Origin of the sequence: Janthinobacterium lyxosi, from assembly GCF_051380665.1 — a bacterium.
Taxonomy (GTDB): domain Bacteria; phylum Pseudomonadota; class Gammaproteobacteria; order Burkholderiales; family Burkholderiaceae_D; genus Janthinobacterium.
Genome location: NZ_JBNYXM010000017.1, coordinates 40,066 through 57,779, shown reverse-complemented (window position 1 = coordinate 57,779; position 17,714 = coordinate 40,066). Strand labels below are relative to the sequence as shown.

Here is a 17,714-nt window from a genome sequence, read left to right as displayed (position 1 = left end):
CCGCATGAGCGCCACCCGCCATTCGTTTTTCTTTTCCTTCGCCGAAAAATACACGGTGCTGCTGCTGGGCGTCATCGCCACCATGGTGCTGTCGCGCCTGCTTACGCCGGCCGAGGTGGGCGTGTATTCGTTGGGCGCCGTGCTGGTGGCGCTGGCGCAAGTGGTGCGCGATTTTGGCGTGGGGCAATACCTGATCCAGGAAAAGCAGCTCGATGCCGTGAAATTGCGCGCCGCGCTGGCCACCAGCCTGCTCGTCGCCTGGCTGCTGGCGGGCCTGGTGCTGCTGGCCAGCGCCCCGCTGGCGCAGTTCTATGACGAACCCCGGCTGACCCTCGTGCTGCGTCTGCTGGCGATCAATTTCCTGCTGATCCCGTTCAGTGCGCTAACGTTACCCATGCTGCGCCGCCAGTTGCGCTTTCGCGCCATCTACGCCATCAACGCGGCCAATAGCGTGGTCAACTTGCTGGTGGCCGTGCTGCTGGCGCTGCATGGCTACAGTTACATGAGCATGGTGTGGGCGGCACTGGCCGGTTCCTGCGCTTCGCTGCTGGTGAGCCTGCTGGTGCGCCCTGGCGAGCTGCCGTGGCTGCCGGCACGGCGCGGCATGGGCGCCATCGCCCGCTTTGGCGCATATGCGACGGGTGGCGGCCTGGTCGACGAGGCGGGCGTGGCGGCACCGGACCTCATCATCGGCAAGCTGATCGGCATTGAAAGCCTGGCCCTGTTCGGCAAGGCGCAAAGCGTGCTGAACATTTTCAACCAGGCCATCACCAGCGCCATCTCGCCCGTGGTGTTTCCCCTGTTCGCGGCGCGCGCGCGGGAAGGGGGGGGCCAGGGCGGGCAGGGCGGGGCGGAGCTCGTGTATCTGCGCACGATCAGCTACATGACGGCGCTGGCCTGGCCTTTCTTTCTCTTCCTCGCCTGCATGGCTTTGCCCTTGGTCAAGGTGTTGTACGGCACACAATGGATCGGCTGTGTGCCCTTGATCCGCATCATGTGCCTGTCTTCGGCCGTGTATAGCATGTTCAGCATGGCCCGCTACCTGTTCGTGGCGACGGGCCAGCTGCATGCGCAGGTGCGGCTCGATGCCTGCGCTGGCGTAATAAAAGTGGCGCTGCTGCTGGCTGCGGCGCCGTTCGGTCTGGTGGCCATGGCCTGGGCCGTGGTGCTCAGCAATGTGCTGCGCAGCTGGCTGAACTACGGCTGCCTGCGGCGCTTGAGCGCACTCGACTGGCGTATCCTGGCGCGGGCATTGCGCAAGAGTCTGCTGCTCTGCGGCTTTAGTGCCGTGGCGCCCGTCGCTGCGCTGCTGTGGCTGCCGCCTGATACGCCGGCGCTGCTGGCGTTGATGGGCACGGCGCTGGCGACCTTGCTGTGCTGGCTGGCCGGTCTGTTCCTGTTGAAGCATGAGCTCGCCAGCGAATTCTTGTTGTTGCAACGCAAGCTGGCTGGCCGTTGGCTGGCAGTCAAATCACCGCACTGAGCCGCGGCAGCGGCGCGGGCGCACGAAAGGATGACCATGCGTGTCGGTATCTTGTCCTACCCGATGCTGTTCCAGCGCGACGGCGGCTTGCAGATCCAGGTACGCGAAACCATTGCCGCCCTGAACCGCTTGCCCCAGCAGGCGGCGCGCCCATTGGAGGTGCAACTGGTCGACGCCAACCATCAGCGGCTGGCCGATTTCGACGTGCTGCACGTGTTTTCGGCCAGTAATGGCACTTACCGCATCATGGAAATGGCCAGCGAGCAAGGCGTGCCCGTGGTGCTGTCGCCGCTGCTGTCGCCTGGCTGGGGCCGCGCCAGCGCCTGGCGCGCGCGGCTGGCCGACCGGCTGGCAGGACGCCTGACGGAATGGATGGTGCAAACCAGTTATGCGCAAACGCGGCGTGCCTTGCAGCTGGCCGACGTGGTGATCGCCTTGGGCGAGGCCGAGCGCGACGCCATCGTGCAAGGTTTCGGCATGGGAGCCGAGGCCATCCGCGTCTTGCCAAATGGGATCAACCCGCATTTCTTCACGGCCAATGGCGATCTGTTCCTGCGCGAGACGGGCATTGCCGGGCCGTTCGTGCTGATGACGGGCAGCATTTCAGCGTATAAAAACCAGCTGGGACTGGCGCAGGCGCTGGTGGGGGCCGGCTTGCCCCTGGTGCTGATCGGCGCCGCGCCGCGCGAACAGCAAGCGTATCTGCAACAGTTGCTGGACTTGCCGCACGTCAGCTGGCTGGGCGCGCTCGACCATGCCGACCCGCTGCTGGCCAGCGCCTACCATGCGGCGGCCGTGGCGGCCTTGCCCAGCCAGGGCGAAGTGTTTCCCTTGAGCGTGCTCGAAGCGCTGGCGGCCGGTACGCCCGTCGTCATGACGGCGCAAAGCGCGCTGGACTTGCCCGATTCCGCGTTCGCGCTACGCAAGGTGCGCTGGGACGATGGCCCCGCGCAACGCCAGGCCATCCTCGAACTGCTGGCGTTGCCGCCCGAGCGCTCCCGCGTGCAAGCCCTGGTGGAACGTTTTACCTGGGAACGGGTGGCCGCGCAGATTGCCGATTGTTATTGCCAGGCCCAGTCCTTGACGGCCAGGAGGCAACATGCTGTTTAATTCCTTCGCCTTCCTGTTCGGCTATCTGCCCATCGTGCTGGCCGGCTATTTTCTGCTGGACCGCTGGGCGTCCTCCACCAGTTGGCGCCTGGCGCCGGCCATGTGGCTGGCGCTCGCCTCGCTGTTCTTCTATGCCTGGTGGGATGTGCGCTATTTACCGCTGCTGCTGGCCTCGATCTGCGTCAATTACGGCGCCGGGCGCCTGATCGGCGCCAGCGCGGGCGCGGCCCGCAAGCGGACGCTGCTGGCCGCGCTGGCGCTGAACCTGGGTTTGCTCGCGTACTACAAATATGCGAATTTCTTCATCGACAGCGTGAATGCCATCGCCGAGGCTGCTGGTGCTCCCGCTGGCGCTGCGCGCCTGCCGTGGTCCGGCCTCGACATCATCCTGCCGATCGGCATCTCGTTTTTCACCTTCACGCAGATCGCCTTCCTCGTCGATTGCTACCGGGGCGAGGTGCGCGAATACCGTTTCATCCATTACGTGCTGTTCGTCAGCTATTTCCCGCACCTGATCGCCGGCCCCGTGTTGCACCACCGCGACATGATGCCGCAGTTCGCCGACCCGGCCAACGCCCACCCGCGCGCCGCCAATTTCGCCATCGGTCTGTCGATTTTCACCATCGGCCTGGCAAAAAAGGTGCTGATCGCCGACAACCTGTCGCCGCTGGCCATGCCCGTCTTCGCGGCCGGAGCGACCCCCACCCTGATCGAAGCGTGGATCGGCGTGCTGGCCTACACTTTCCAGCTGTACTTCGACTTTTCCGGCTATTCGGACATGGCCATCGGCCTGTCGCGCCTGTTCGGCGTGAAATTGCCGCTGAACTTCAATTCGCCGTACAAGGCGGCCAATATCGCGGAGTTCTGGCGTCGCTGGCACGTGACCTTGTCGCGTTTCCTGCGCGACTATTTATACATACCGCTGGGCGGCAGCCGCCATGGCGAGGCCATGCGCTACCGCAACCTGATGCTGACCATGCTGCTGGGCGGGCTGTGGCACGGCGCCGGCTGGACCTTTGTCATCTGGGGCGGCTTGCACGGCCTGTACCTGGTGCTGCAGCAGGCGTGGCAGAGGGTCTTTGGCGCGGCGCGAACGCGCTGGTGGCCTGGCGTCCTGACCTTTTTTGCCGTGATGCTGGCCTGGATATTCTTCCGTGCGCCCGACGTGGCCACGGCCTGGGACATCGCCGGCGCGCTGGTGGGGGCGAACGGTGTGAGCTTGCCGCGCGGCCTGGCCAGCCATGCGACCAGCCTGGCGCAGTGGGGCCTGCATCCGGCCTTCGACGGCATCCGCTGGATCGAACTGGCCGGTCCCGGCTTGCCCGTGCTGCTGGGCGCCATGCTGCTGGCTTTCAAGGCGCCCAATACGCAAGAAATATTCTTTCTCTACGAGCCGGCCATTGAAAGAATATTTCAGCCGGCAGGACGCTGGGCCTTCAACTGGCGGCCTACGCGGCGCTGGAGCGTGGGCTTTGCCGCGCTGTTCATCGCCTGCATCTTTGGCATGAACCGGGTCACCGAATTTCTCTACTTTCAATTCTGAGCATGGATACCAACGCCCGCCGCTACCTCGCCATCTTCTTTGCCTGCGTGCTGGCCGCGCTGGCCCTCGTTTCCGCCGTGAATTACCGCGTCGATCCGTACTTGCTGCACCAGTGGGACAGCCCGCTGCTGCAGCGCCTGCGGCCGACGAGCGAAAAGCTCAGTGTGTGGGGCAAGACGTATGCCGTGGCGCGCTACCGGCCCGCCGTCGTGTATATCGGCAATTCGCGCACGGAAATGGGCTTGCCGGCGAGCAGCATGCGTACTTTGTTCGAGGGCAAGAGCGTCTTCAACAGCGCCGTTTCGGGCGCCTCGATCGGCGACGCCATCTTGCTGGCCGAGCACGCGGCCAGGGTCAGCCATGTCGACACCCTCGTGTGGGGCATCGACGCGCCCTCGTTTTCCCTGGAACTGGGCTCGGCCGGCGTGGAGCCGGCCTTGACGGACGGCGGCCCCGCCTTTTTCGCGCGGCGCGCCTTGCTCAACATCAAGCGCGGCCTGACGGTGGACATGACGCGCGACACCTGGCGCATCCTCAGCGGCAGCTATGACGGCGTCTGCCTGTCCAGCCTGGCCCTGCACGGCCAGCGCGACCAGTCCTGCATCACCGCCCGTAACCATGGCTGGGCCGGCACGGCGCGCGCGTTCACGCCGCGCTTGCAGGAATTCGGCGACGGCCTGGGGCCGACGGCGCATGCGCTGCATGCCTTCGATACGAGCGTGGGGAAACTGTGCCGGGGCGGCACGCGCTTGCGCCTGTACATCAATCCCACGCACGCGCTCACGCTTGGCGCTCTGTACTGGCGCGGCAAGTGGGACGCCATGCAGCAGTGGCAGCGCGACCTGGCGCAAATGGCCGGACGCTACCGCCGCCAGGGCTGCGACGTGCGCGTGTACGATTTTTCAGGCTTCAACAGCATCACCAGCGAGCCGATCCCGCAAGTGACGGGCGCGCGCGAAATGCGCTATTACTGGGAAGCGTCGCACTACCGCGACAATGTGGGTCACTTCATCCTGGCGCGCCTGTTCGGCGGCGCGCCACGGCCGCCGGCGGACTTCGGCGTCGAGCTGACGGAAACCGGCATCGCCGCCCACCAGGAGGCGATGCGCGCCGCGCGCGAGCGCTACCATGCGCAGCACGCGGACGAGACGGCGTACCTGCGCCATGCGTTGACCTTGCCCCGCGAGCCTAAATAAGCGGCAACCAGTGCCAGGCGTACGCCCTGGGGCAGGGCGCTTGCGCTATGATGCTGTTTTGCCATTCAGCAAGTTCCAGGACTCTCCATGAAAATCGCCTTCTTTGCCAGCCAGCCCTACGACCGCCGCTTCTTCGATGAAGGCTTGCCGTCCCAGCCCGACCCGGACGGCATCGAACTGGTCTACCACAGCGCCTTGCTGAGCCAGGAAACCGCGGTCCTGGCGCAAGGTGCCGAGGCCGTCTGCGTCTTCGTCAACGACGTGCTTGACGCGCAAGTGCTCGAATCCCTGCACGGCTACGGCGTGCGCGCTATCCTGCTGCGCTGCGCCGGCTATAACAACCTCGACCTGGAGGCGGCGAAGCGCCTGGGCCTGTTTGTTGCCCGCGTGCCCGCGTATTCGCCGGAAGCCGTGGCCGAATACACCCTGGCCCTGGTGCAGACCCTGAACCGCCACACGCACCGCGCCTATGCCCGCGTGCGCGAAGGCAATTTCTCGCTGGACGGCTTGCTGGGCGCCACCTTGCACGGCAAGACGGTGGGTATTGTCGGCACGGGCAAGATCGGCCTGGCCACGGCGCGCATTTTCAAGGGTTTCGGCTGCACGGTGCTTGGCCACGACCCGTATCCGGCGCCCGCGTTCGCAGAACTGGGCACCATGGTAGAGCTGTCGCAGCTGCTGGCCGAGTCCGACATTGTCTCCCTGCATTGCCCCTTGATGGAAAGCACGCGCCACATGATCAGCGAAGCAACGTTACCGCTGATGAAGAAGGGTGCCATGCTGGTGAACACCTCGCGTGGCGGCCTGATCGACACCGGCGCCGTCATCGAGGCCCTGAAATCGCGCCAGCTGGGTTCCTTGGCCATCGATGTGTACGAACAGGAAAGCAATCTGTTCTTCCAGGACCGCTCGTCCGACATCATCGACGATGACATCTTCCAGCGATTGATGACGTTCCCGAACGTGCTGGTGACGGGCCACCAGGGCTTCTTCACCATCGAAGCGCTGCGCGAGATCGCCGCCATCACCTATCACAACCTGCAATGCTTCCTGCAGGGCAAGGCGTGCGAAAATAGCGTACTAGCTGACTGACGCCGGTTTCTTTGGCTTGGGCGGCGGCTTGGGTTTCGGCAGCGGCAAGGCGTCCACCGTGCGCCGCGCCAGCTGGCTCAGCCAGTCGCGCTCGTCCCACAGCCCGCCATCGATCAAAAAGTATGGCTTGGCTTGCGGGTAGGGCGGCGCTTCCTGCAGCGTGCCTTGCGCGCTGATCCAGGCGCGGCCCGCGTCCGTCGGCTTGATGAACAGCTGGTCGTCGGCGACGATGGCGAACATTTTGCCGTCGCAATACAAACCGTATTCGCCAAACATTTTTTTCGCGTTGACGCTGCCTGCGCCGGCCAGTTGATCGAGTAAAAAATCCACGGTGCCTTGCTGTGATGCCATGTTGTCCTCCGTTTGAGGGGACAGTGTAGCGCAAGCTATTTGTGCCTGCGGCCTTTTTTCGGCGGCGCTCTGGCCAGCGGGCGCCCGGCGCGGCTACACTATGGCCATTATTTATTTAGCACGGTTCATTTTTCCATGACTCCCCACCTGATTACTCACCGCGGCATCACCATCGCCACCCTCGCATCGACCCAGGGCGTTGCAGCCCACTGCGCGCCGTGCCAGACGGCCATCCGCGAACAGGGCGACGGCTGGTGGCTGTATTTTGTCGACGAAGACGGCAAGGTCGACGGCTACGACAGCCCGTTCGCCAGCCATGCCGAGGCGCTGTGGGCGGCCAAGGCCGCAGCCGAGTTCAGTGCGCAATGAAGGCCAGTCCGTGGGCCTTCCTGGGATTGCCGCAAGCGGCCGTGCCGGAAGCGGAAAGCGCGCAGTACGGCGCCTGCCGTGCCGAACTGGACGGCAAGCGGCTGGTCTTGCGCGTGGCGAAAACTACGCCGACGAAAATCGGCCAGTTCGTCACCGTCTGGAAGCGCCCCCATCCCGATGCCGAGATCGCCCCACTGGACGAAGCGGACCCCGTCGATGTCGTCATCATCGCCGTCAGCGACGGCGCGCAGCACGGCTTTTTCATTTTTCCGCGCAGCGTGCTGCTGGAACGCGGCGTGATGTCGCGCGCCGGCCAGGATGGCAAGCGCGCGCTGCGCGTCTATCCACCGTGGTGTGTGCCTGAATCCGCCCAAGCCCAGCGCACGCAGCGCTGGCAGGCTGCCTGGTTTGTGGCGGCTGGGGATCAGCAAGGGCTGGAACAGCTGTTCAGGCTGGCTCAAGACAGAGGCGGCCAAATCACGCAAGCAGCGGCGTAGCCTGACGCCGCTCCACGAGGACCTATTGGAACTGGGATTAGCAGTTTGTGGCCGTCACTGGGCATGAGGACTATCGACTGTTCGCCCGTTGCCGGATTGCATCGAAGTCGATCGGAAACCGGTGCAGATCGAGACGGCGCCCGGCTTTTTCGGATCCGTACTTGCTCACGGTCAAGTCAGCATAGCAATAGCTTGACAGTTGGTTTGATACCACCTAGGCTACGAATATCATCCGTATAGATAGTTTATGAAGACCTCCCGCACAGTGCGATTGTTCACGGCTCTTGTCGCGATACTTAGCATGCTGTTCATGCAGCATGCGGTCGCGTCGTACCTGTGCCCTGGCGTACCGATGGGAGGCAGTGGTTCTGTTGCATCCGCAGGCATTGGGGTGTCTGCGATGCCCGCGATGGCAGACTGTGCCGGCATGGACGCTGACCAGTCGACTTTGTGTCAAATTCATGCTGTGGGAGATGCATCCAGACAGTCGCTGGACAAGACACCTGTTGCCGACCACCCATCTTTTGTACCTGTTGTTCTGCTTCTGACCTTAGCCGTTTTTGACACTCCCGTAGTGTATACAGCCAAACCGCCTTTGCTCATTACCTTGGCGAGGCCAACGGCGCCGCCTATCGCTATCCGTCATTGCTGTTTCCGTATTTAATACTCCAGACTGCCTAGATCGTCATCGCCTTGTCGGGTTCGATAGGGCGTTGTTGCCCATCGCATTCTGGAGCTGCCATGTCTATCCCGTACTCCGTGCAGTTGCATGCACGCGTCGCCCGTCTTCGCCCATTCATGAAGACGGCGCTCGCTCTCGCCCTTACTTTTCCGCTGCTTGCCTCCGTGCATGATGCGCGCGCGGCCCCACAGCCAATCACCTTCACCGAGGCGCTGCAGCAGGCTGTCGCACGCTCGCGCCAACTCCATGCGCAGGACCAGGCAACTGTCGCCGCACATGAAATGGCGGTAGCAGTGGCGCAGCGCCCTGCTCCCACTCTCAAGGTGGGCATCGATAATGTGCCCTTAAGTGGCAGTGATCGCTTTAGTTTGAGCGGGGATTTCATGACGATGCGGCGCATCGGCATTTCGCAGGAACTGACACGCGCCGATAAATTGCGCTGGCGTTCCGCACGCCTTGAGCGCGAAGCCGACAAGGCGCAAGCGCAAAAAGATGTCGCATTCGCTGCGATTCAACGCGACACGGCGATCTCCTGGCTCAACGTCTACTACACTCGGAAAATGTCAGTTGTGCTGAACGAACAAGTAATCTTTTCTCGCCAGGAAATAGACGCTGCCACGGCGGCCTACAGGGGAGGGCGTGGCAGTCAGGCTGACGTGCTGGCTGCGCGTTCTGCCTTGTTAACCATCGAAGACCGAGCCAGTCAGGTCGAGCGCGACCTCAATACGGCAAAAAACATGCTGGTGCGTTGGACCGGCAGCAGCGGCGAACTTGCCGAGGCCAGCATGCCCGACCTGGGCGCCATCCCTCTGGACCCGGCCTTGCTCGATACCGAACTGGCGCACCGCCCGCAGATCATGGTGTTGAATCGGCAGGAAGAAGCCGCCCAGGCGGACGTCAAGCTGGCGCAAGCGAACCGGCACCCGGACTGGAGTGTCGAGTTTGCATTCCAGCAGCGCGGTGCGGCCTATTCGAACATGGTCTCCGTTGGCCTGTCCCTGCCATTGCAGTGGGATCGCAAGAACCGGCAGGACCGCGAACTAGGCTCCAAACTCGCCTTGGTCGAACAAGCCAGGAGCGAACGCGACGAACTGTTGCGAGAAGATGCCGCCAACATCCGTGCCTTGCTCATCGAATGGAGGAGTGGCCAGGAACGTAGCGAGCGCTACGCGCTCCAGCTACTGCCACTGGCTGACGAGCGAAGCCAGGCAGTCCTGGCCGCCTACCGTGGCGGCAAAGCCTCTTTGGCCGAGGTGCTCGCTGCCAGGCGTAACAGTGCGGACATGCACGTTCAGTTGCTGCAGTTGCAGATGAATACAGCCCAGTTCTGGGCACAGCTTCGCTTCCTCTTTCCCGACACCGCAATCGCGCAGATTTCCGCAGTACATCGCCAGCAGGAATTCAAATGAATAATAAGAAATTACGCGTCCTGGTACTTGCGGGTGCCCTTGCTGCGGTCGCTTATGCCGGTTACCAGTTTGGTGTACGACAAGCACATCAGGCAGTATCTCCAGGTGACGTCAAGGTGGCATCCGGCAACGCAGCAGGCGCCGCGAGTGCTGCTAACAAGAAACCATTATATTGGCACGACCCCATGGTGCCGGGTCAGAAGTTTGACAAACCTGGCAAGTCACCGTTCATGGATATGCCGCTGGTGCCCGTCTATGCTGCGGGAGATGGTGAGGATAGTAATGTCACGATCAGCCCGCGGATTCAGCAAAACCTGGGAGTGCGCACAGCGCTCGTCACATCAGGAAAGATGTCCGGCGGTTTGGTTGCTGTCGGTAACGTCGCCTATGACGAGCGCGACGTGGCACTGGTGCAGGCGCGCAGCGGTGGGTTTGTAGAGCGCCTGTATGTGCGTGCCACGCTCGATCCGGTGAAAAAGGGGCAGCCCTTGGCTGACTTGTATGTCCCTGACTGGATCGCGGCACAAGAAGACTATCTGGCGAGCCGTCGTATGCAAGGCAATGAAACAGCATCCCTGGTCGATGCTGCGCGCCAGCGCATGCGGCTAGTTGGCATGAGTGAGGGGCAAATCCGGCTAGTCGAATCGAGTGGAAAGGTCCATCCACGCTTGACGGTCTCAGCGCCCATCAGCGGTGTGATTGCAGAGCTTGGCGCTCGCGAAGGAATGACCGTCTCCGCCGGTGCACCCCTGTTTCGCATCAATGGACGCGCGACAGTGTGGGTCAACGCGGAAGTGCCCGAGAGCGTGGCGGCCAAGGTTCGCCCCGGTGACGCCGTCGAAGCGCGGGTACAAGCGCTACCCGGAAGTATTTTCAAAGGCAAGGTGAATGCCATTTTGCCGGAAGTTAATGCTACGACGCGAACCCTGAAAGCCCGTGTGGAGCTGTCCAACCCCGGCGCTCAGTTGTTACCCGGCATGTTTGCTACGTTGACCTTCGCGTCAAGCAATGGCGCCGATGTTGTGCAGGTGCCATCGGAGGCAGTTATTCAGACGGGTACACGCAGCGTTGTCATGCTGGCCCAGGAGGGTGGCAAGTTCATGCCCGTCGATGTGGAGGTCGGCAGCGAAGGCAATGGTCTCACCGAAATCCGCAAGGGCCTGTCCGCTGGTCAGAAAGTGGTCGTCTCGGCGCAGTTCCTGGTCGATTCCGAGGCCAGCCTGAAGGGAACGACGACACGCATGAGCGATACGCCATCCCCGGACGCAGACAAGGCCCCCCCGCGCCACCATGGGGTAGGCAAGGTCGAACAGATCGGCAAGGATGAAATCACCATCTCGCATGGCCCTATCACGTCGCTGCAATGGGGGGCGATGACGATGGGCTTCAAAGTACCTTCCACGGGCTTGCCGCGCAATGTCGGCATAGGTGACCGGGTCGCCTTCGACATCAGGCAAGGCGAGGATGGCAGCTTTGACATCGTGGCCATTGCGCCGACCTCCGGTGTGCCAAAGCCCGAGAACAAACCCATGGGTGGCATGAAGGCACCAGCGGGAGTGGCGAAATGATCGCAAAACTGATCCGCTGGTCTATCGGCAACCGTTTTCTGGTCTTGTTGGTGACTGTATTCATTACGGCCTGGGGCGTATGGTCGCTGGCGCGCACGCCGCTCGACGCCATTCCCGACCTGTCCGACGTGCAGGTTATTATCCGTACCAGCTATCCGGGGCAGGCGCCACAAATCGTCGAGAACCAGGTCACGTATCCACTGACCACCACCATGCTGTCGGTGCCGGGCGCCAAGACGGTGCGTGGATATTCGTTTTTCGGCGATTCCTTCGTCTACATTTTGTTTGAAGACGGCACTGATCCGTACTGGGCGCGTTCGCGGGTGCTGGAATATCTGAACCAGGTGCAGTCGCGTCTGCCGCCGCAGGCAAAAACCGCGCTGGGACCCGATGCGACCGGGGTCGGCTGGGTCTATGAATATGCGCTGGTCGACCGTAGCGGCAAGACCGATTTGTCGCAATTGCGCGCCTTGCAGGACTGGTTTCTCAAGTATGAGTTGAAAGCGGTGCCCAACGTCTCGGAAGTGGCCAGCATAGGCGGCATGGTGCGTCAGTACCAGATCGTGCTCGATCCGGACAAGATGCGCGCCTATAACATCCCGCATGGCAAAATTATTGATGCCGTGCAGAAAGCCAATCAGGAAACTGGCGGCTCCGTGCTGGAATTGGGCGAGGCCGAATACATGGTACGGGCCTCCGGTTATCTGAAGTCGCTGGACGACTTCCGCAAAATTCCCTTGGTGACGTCTGATGCCGGCGTATCGGTGCGGCTGGGCGATGTCGCGCGCATCCAGATCGGGCCGGAAATGCGGCGCGGGATTGCTGAATTGAATGGTGAGGGCGAAGTTGCTGGTGGCGTGATCATCATGCGTTCCGGGAAAAATGCGCTGGAAACCATCGATGCCGTCAAGGTCAAGCTGGAAAAGCTAAAGGCAAGCTTGCCGCCAGGCGTCGAAATCATTCCCACCTACGACCGGTCGAATCTGATCAAGCGCGCCGTGAGCAACCTGAAAGAAAAGCTGATCGAGGAATTCATTGTCGTCGCTGTGGTCTGTGCGCTGTTCCTGTTTCACTTGCGCTCGGCGCTGGTGGCCATCATCACGCTGCCGATCGGCATCCTGGTCGCTTTTATCGTCATGTACTACCAGGGAGTCAACGCCAATATCATGTCGCTGGGTGGAATCGCCATTGCTGTCGGCGCGATGGTCGATGCCGCCGTGGTGATGATCGAGAATGCCCACAAGCATATTGAAGCCTGGAATCATGCCCACCCAGGTAAACAGCTGAAGGGCAATGAGCACTGGCGTGTCATTGGCGACGCAGCGGCGGAAGTTGGACCGGCACTGTTCTTTTCGCTTTTGATCATCGTTCTCTCGTTCATTCCCGTGTTCACCCTGGAAGCGCAGGAGGGGCGCCTGTTTTCGCCGCTGGCCTTTACCAAGACGTATGCGATGGCGGCGGCAGCTGGGTTAGCGGTGACATTGATTCCCATTTTAATGGGCTATCTGATCCGCGGCCGCATTCCCGATGAGCAAAAGAATCCCCTCAATCGCTTCCTGATCGCGCTGTACCGCCCCTTGCTCGATGTCGTGCTGCGTTTTCCAAAGCTGACCTTGCTGGCGGCAGCACTGGTAGCGGCCATCACGATCTGGCCCATGAGTCGACTCGGCGGCGAATTCATGCCGCCACTGAATGAAGGCGATGTGCTGTACATGCCGTCGGCGTTGCCCGGTCTGTCGGCCGGCAAGGTCGCGCAGTTGTTGCAGCAGACCGACCGGCTGATCAAGACGGTACCCGAGGTACAAAGCGTCTTCGGCAAAGCCGGTCGTGCCGAGAGTGCCACTGATCCGGCCCCGCTGGAAATGTTTGAAACCATGATCCAGTTCAAGCCGCGCGATCAGTGGCGTGCTGGCATGACGCCGGACAAGCTGGTGCAGGAGCTGGACCGCACCGTCAAGGTGCCTGGGCTGTCCAACATCTGGGTGCCGCCGATCCGTAACCGGATCGACATGCTGGCCACGGGCATCAAAAGCCCGGTCGGCGTCAAGGTCGCAGGCGTTAGCTTGCAGGAAATCGACCTCATTACAGGTGAAATAGAACGCGCAGTCAAGAAGGTGCCGGGCGTCTCCTCGGCGCTGGCCGAGCGCCTGAATGGCGGACGGTACATCGACGTCAACATCGATCGCGATGCGGCCGCCCGCTATGGCTTGAATATTGCAGACGTGCAAAGCGTGGTGTCGGCGGCGATCGGCGGTGACAATATCGGTGAAACTGTCGAAGGATTGCAGCGTTTCCCGATTAATGTGCGCTATCCACGCGAGGTGCGCGACTCAGTCGAGAAGCTGCGGCAGTTGCCGGTGCTGACAGAACGGGGTGCGCAAATCCGGCTGGGTGATGTCGCTGCGATCCGCATTGACGACGGACCGCCGATGCTCAAGAGTGAAAATGCCCGACTGTCAGGCTGGGTGTATGTCGACATTCGCGATCGTGACTTGAGTTCGACTGTGTATGACATGAAGCAAGTCGTCGCCAGGGAAGTCAAATTGCCGGCGGGTTACTCCATTGCATGGTCGGGGCAGTTCGAATATCTGGAGCGCGCCACTGAAAAACTCAAAATCGTCGTGCCAGCGACCTTGCTCATTATCTTCGTGCTGCTCTACCTGACCTTCAAGCGCTTCGACGAAGCGGCCTTGATCATGGCAACGCTGCCGTTTGCGCTGGCCGGCGGCATCTGGCTTTTGTGGCTGCTTGACTATCACTTGTCAGTCGCCGGCGGCGTGGGCTTCATTGCGTTGGCTGGCGTTTCGGCCGAATTCGGCGTCATCATGCTGCTTTACTTAAAACATGCCTGGGACGAACGTTTGGCGAACGGTAACGTCAGTGAAACCGATCTGCTCGATGCAATTCGTGAAGGGGCGGTCTTGCGCGTACGCCCCAAGGCCATGACGGTGGCGGTCATTATCGCCGGCCTGGTGCCGATCATGTTGGGCACCGGTACCGGGTCGGAGGTCATGCAACGCATCGCCGCGCCGATGGTGGGCGGCATGATCACCGCGCCGCTGTTGTCCATGTTTGTGGTCCCTGCGGTTTATCTGCTGCTACGTCGGCGTCAGATTCGCGCAGCTGGCCCCGCAGTGGCAGAGGAGGCTTAGCCGTCATGAGACTGTTTGGCACATACCGCTCGACTAAGCATTTCGTGTATTTCGTGAAGTGTGCGGCTGTGTTGCTCGGCTTTTTCTGGCACAGCCATGTGCCGGCGTTTCCACTACAAATTGAGCTGCGCGCATCTGCGGCGATCGCGCAGCCAATGGCCATGACGAATTGCCGACCATGTGCCATGTGCTGTATCGGTCCACCTTTTGCCGTACAAAAAGCAAGCGGCGACAACCTGGATCCGGGTGCTACCGCAGCCACGATGCGGTATGTTTCGCAAACGGTTAGCGGGAGATTTTTTTCTGACATTTCAGAAGTTTCCGTGGTTGCACTGCGCTTTCTGTATTGTCGGTGGTTGAATTAGCCACTTGATGACGGGGATGAAGACACGTACATCAAACTGGTTTACTGAGGAATTATCATGAAAAAATTACTACTTACGCTGCTCTGTATCAGCACCCTTAGCGCTGCATTTCCCGTCTTCGCCGGACCCGACTGGCAACTGATTGAGCAAGGGCGCAAGGCCAAGCAGGCGCAAATTATGCAAGCCGCCAATAAAGCCCCACAAGCTGAAATGGATCGCCAGATGGATCCAAAAATGGATCATCAAATGGATCCGAAAATGCACGAAAAAATGGATCAAATGATGAAGGATTGTCAGGAAATGATGAAGAAGAAGTAACGCGTCGTTGAGCGTTGGATGGGATCGCTCCTGGTAGCGTAAGCAGCCTGGAGCGATCCCATCCATTCACGTGCTTATTCATTTTTGCGTCCGCGAGATTGTCTCTCGATGGTATGGTCAATGGCTAAGGCCGGCCGGTGCCGCGTAACCGAAGTGCATTGGTAATGACAGACACAGAACTCAGGCTCATCGCTAACGCGGCGATCATCGGCGACAGCAATTGGCCAGTAAATGGATACAGCACACCGGCAGCCAGGGGAATGCCCAAGGCATTGTAGACAAACGCGAAGCCCAGGTTTTGCCACATATTTCGGACAGTGTCGACCGAGATTCGACGGGCAAGGGCAATCCCGCGCAAATCTCCCTTGACTAAGGCGACGTGAGCGCTATTGATGGCCACGTCTGTTCCAGTCCCCATGGCAATGCCAACGTTGGCCTTCGCCAGTGCGGGGGCATCATTGATTCCATCGCCGGCCATCGCGACCACCTTGCCTTGCTTTTGCAGTTTTTCTACCAAGGCCAACTTGTCCTGTGGTTTCACCTCGCCGTAGAACTCCGTGATGCCCAGCCTTTCGGCTACGGACTTCGCAGTGGTGACGCCATCGCCAGTGGCCATGATTACGGTCAGCCCTTCAGCGCGCAAGCCTTCTATGGCCTCATGCGTCGTTGCCTTGATGGGATCCGACACCGCAATCAGTCCAGCCAAAACGCCGTCAGAGGATAGATACATGACGCTAGCACCTTCTTTCCGTAGGCGTTCAGCGACCTCAGCAAGCGGCCGCCAATCGACTTTGTCAGCATCCATCAGCGCGGTGTTGCCCAGTGCGATGTGCACCCCGCCAAGCGTGCCGCGCACGCCAATACCGCTGGCGGACTCAAAACTGTCAGGTTTGGTTAGCACCAGTGCTCGTCTGTTCGCTTCGTAGACGATCGCGTGCGCTAACGGATGTTCGCTGCCCTGGTCTATGCTCGCCGCCATTTGCAGGACGTCTTCGTCCTTGAAACCGGGCGCTGCGACCACGCTATTAAAGGAAGGCTTACCTTCAGTGAGGGTCCCCGTCTTGTCGACAATCAGTGTGTCGACCTTCTTGAGGTCTTCTATTGCTGCGGCATCCCGAAAGAGCACACCCTGGGTGGCCGCGCGGCCTGTGGCGGCCATAATGGACATCGGCGTGGCTAACCCCAATGCACATGGGCAAGCAATGATCAGTACTGCAACGGCGTTAACAAAACCAAAGACCCAGCTCGGTTCAGGGCCATACATTCCCCATAACACGAACGTCAGTAGCGCTATTGCCACGACCACGACCACGAAATAGCCTGCAACACTATCGGCGAGTCGTTGCATAGGCGCGCGGGAGCGCTGCGCCTGCGCGACCATTTGTACGATTTGAGACAACATCGTGTCGCTGCCGATTTTTTCGGCACGCATAATCAGGCTCCCGCTGGTATTGATCGTTGCGCCAATCAACGTGTCTCCTGCACGCTTTGTCACAGGTAAGGGCTCGCCAGTCAGCATTGACTCATCGAGCGAGCTCTCGCCATCGAGCACTACGCCATCAACTGGTACCTTCTCACCGGGTCGGACACGGAGTTTGTCGCCGACGTGGACGTGCGTGAGCGGGATGTCATCCTCGGAGCCATCGTCCTGAATGCGTCGAGCCGTCTTTGGAGCGAGGCCAAGTAAGGATTTGATTGCGGCGGAAGTTTGGGAGCGTGCGCGCAGCTCAAGTATCTGTCCAAGAAGCGTGAGCGAAACAATGACTGCCGCTGCTTCAAAATATACGCCTATGCGGCCATGTGCAGCAAAGGTAAGCGGGAAGAGGCCCGGTGCGATGGTGGCGACGACACTATAGCCATAAGCAGCCATTACGCCAAAACCAATCAAGGTCCACATATTCGGGCGCATGCGTGCCAGCGATTGCGCCCAGCGCGTGAAAAATGGCCAGCCGGCCCACAGTACGACAGGGGTACTTAATGCGAATTCAATCCAGTTCTGGCCTGGCAACCCCATGTCAAGGAACACATGGCCAAACATCGCCAATAGGAACACCACCAGGGTCAGAGGCAGCGTCCACCAGAAGCGGTGGCGGAAATCGACCAGCTCCGGATTTTCCGCCTCATCTAGCGTCGGCATTTCAGGTTCGAGCGACATGCCGCAAATGGGGCAAGTTCCCGGTGTTGGCTGGCGAATCTCGGGGTGCATGGGGCAGGTGTAGACCGCTCCCTGCTGTGGCGAGGGCTCAGGGCTGGGCGCCGCATTCGCTTTATCGATAAAGGAATCTGGCGCTGCGTTGAACTTTGTCATGCACTTTCCGCTACAGAAGTGGTAGACCATACTTTTGTGGGTGATTTCTTTTTCGGGATTTGCGCCAACGCGCATACCGCATACCGGGTCAATGAATGGTTTTTCGTCTACTGCCTGCCGCGCATCGTCGGGTTCAGTTTTACTGTGGCTGTCGTGATGATGCTCGTGTGCATGATGCTCGGCGTCAGTTCTACTCATGAATCACTCCTTGGGCAGATTCGCCTGTTTCGTTGGCTGTGGTGGAACCAGCAATTGCGGCAACGGCGGGAAT

The 17,714-nt window shown here is 60.8% G+C and carries 13 protein-coding genes and 1 pseudogene; 12 read left to right on the top strand and 2 right to left on the bottom strand.

Features of this window, described 5'->3' with window-relative positions; translation table 11 throughout:
• Positions 1–4: 4 nt before the first annotated feature.
• From ACQ4WP_RS18700 to ACQ4WP_RS18680, 5 genes are all read left to right on the top strand, one after another.
• Positions 5–1,483, top strand: a complete 1,479-nt coding sequence (locus ACQ4WP_RS18700) for a lipopolysaccharide biosynthesis protein (protein WP_436523218.1) — start codon at positions 5–7, stop codon at positions 1,481–1,483.
• Between the two features lie 36 nt (positions 1,484–1,519).
• On the top strand, positions 1,520–2,593 hold the full coding sequence (locus ACQ4WP_RS18695) for a glycosyltransferase family 4 protein (RefSeq protein ID WP_436523216.1): 1,074 nt from the start codon (positions 1,520–1,522) through the stop codon (positions 2,591–2,593).
• On the top strand, positions 2,583–4,136 hold the full coding sequence (locus ACQ4WP_RS18690; protein ID WP_436523214.1) for an MBOAT family O-acyltransferase: 1,554 nt from the start codon (positions 2,583–2,585) through the stop codon (positions 4,134–4,136). The genes ACQ4WP_RS18695 and ACQ4WP_RS18690 overlap by 11 nt, the downstream gene beginning before the upstream one ends.
• 2 nt (positions 4,137–4,138) lie before the next feature.
• The gene (locus ACQ4WP_RS18685) at positions 4,139–5,332 is read left to right on the top strand and encodes a hypothetical protein (protein ID WP_436523212.1); all 1,194 of its coding nucleotides are present in this window, start codon (positions 4,139–4,141) and stop codon (positions 5,330–5,332) included.
• A gap of 87 nt (positions 5,333–5,419) precedes the next feature.
• Positions 5,420–6,424 carry a 2-hydroxyacid dehydrogenase gene (locus ACQ4WP_RS18680; protein ID WP_436523210.1) on the top strand — a complete coding sequence of 335 codons (1,005 nt, stop codon included), beginning with the start codon at positions 5,420–5,422 and terminating at the stop codon, positions 6,422–6,424.
• Here the strand turns inward: ACQ4WP_RS18680 and ACQ4WP_RS18675 are convergent.
• Entirely contained in the window at positions 6,413–6,775 is a 363-nt protein-coding gene (locus ACQ4WP_RS18675) for a TfoX/Sxy family protein (RefSeq protein ID WP_436523208.1), read from the bottom strand. The two genes, ACQ4WP_RS18680 and ACQ4WP_RS18675, sit on opposite strands and share 12 nt — an antisense overlap.
• Positions 6,776–6,910: 135 nt before the next feature.
• Here ACQ4WP_RS18675 and ACQ4WP_RS18670 point away from each other — a divergent pair, with 135 nt between their 5' ends.
• The 7 genes and pseudogenes from ACQ4WP_RS18670 to ACQ4WP_RS18640 all read left to right on the top strand — a co-directional run bounded on the left by ACQ4WP_RS18670 (position 6,911) and on the right by ACQ4WP_RS18640 (position 15,135).
• Positions 6,911–7,144 (top strand): hypothetical protein, encoded by a 234-nt coding sequence (locus ACQ4WP_RS18670; protein WP_436523206.1) that lies wholly within the window; start codon positions 6,911–6,913, stop codon positions 7,142–7,144.
• Positions 7,141–7,545: pseudogene (locus ACQ4WP_RS18665) on the top strand (MepB family protein); the annotation flags it as partial. The gene ACQ4WP_RS18670 and the pseudogene ACQ4WP_RS18665, both read left to right, overlap by 4 nt.
• Positions 7,546–8,382: 837 nt before the next feature.
• A complete protein-coding gene (locus ACQ4WP_RS18660; RefSeq protein ID WP_436523204.1) occupies positions 8,383–9,732 on the top strand; it encodes a TolC family protein in 1,350 nt (449 codons plus the stop codon).
• Positions 9,729–11,300, top strand: a complete 1,572-nt coding sequence (locus ACQ4WP_RS18655; protein ID WP_436523202.1) for an efflux RND transporter periplasmic adaptor subunit — start codon at positions 9,729–9,731, stop codon at positions 11,298–11,300. The genes ACQ4WP_RS18660 and ACQ4WP_RS18655 overlap by 4 nt, the downstream gene beginning before the upstream one ends.
• On the top strand, positions 11,297–14,452 hold the full coding sequence (locus ACQ4WP_RS18650) for an efflux RND transporter permease subunit (protein WP_436523200.1): 3,156 nt from the start codon (positions 11,297–11,299) through the stop codon (positions 14,450–14,452). Before ACQ4WP_RS18655 ends, ACQ4WP_RS18650 begins: the two co-directional genes overlap by 4 nt.
• A gap of 5 nt (positions 14,453–14,457) precedes the next feature.
• Complete coding sequence (locus ACQ4WP_RS18645; protein ID WP_436523198.1) at positions 14,458–14,817, top strand: hypothetical protein; 360 nt, start codon at positions 14,458–14,460, stop codon at positions 14,815–14,817.
• 57 nt (positions 14,818–14,874) lie between these two features.
• Positions 14,875–15,135: a hypothetical protein gene (locus ACQ4WP_RS18640; protein ID WP_436523196.1), complete on the top strand. Its 261-nt coding sequence runs from the start codon at positions 14,875–14,877 to the stop codon at positions 15,133–15,135.
• Between the two features lie 124 nt (positions 15,136–15,259).
• Here the strand turns inward: ACQ4WP_RS18640 and ACQ4WP_RS18635 are convergent, their stop codons facing one another.
• Positions 15,260–17,641, bottom strand: a complete 2,382-nt coding sequence (locus ACQ4WP_RS18635) for a heavy metal translocating P-type ATPase (protein WP_436523194.1) — start codon at positions 17,639–17,641, stop codon at positions 15,260–15,262.
• Positions 17,642–17,714 lie beyond the last annotated feature (73 nt).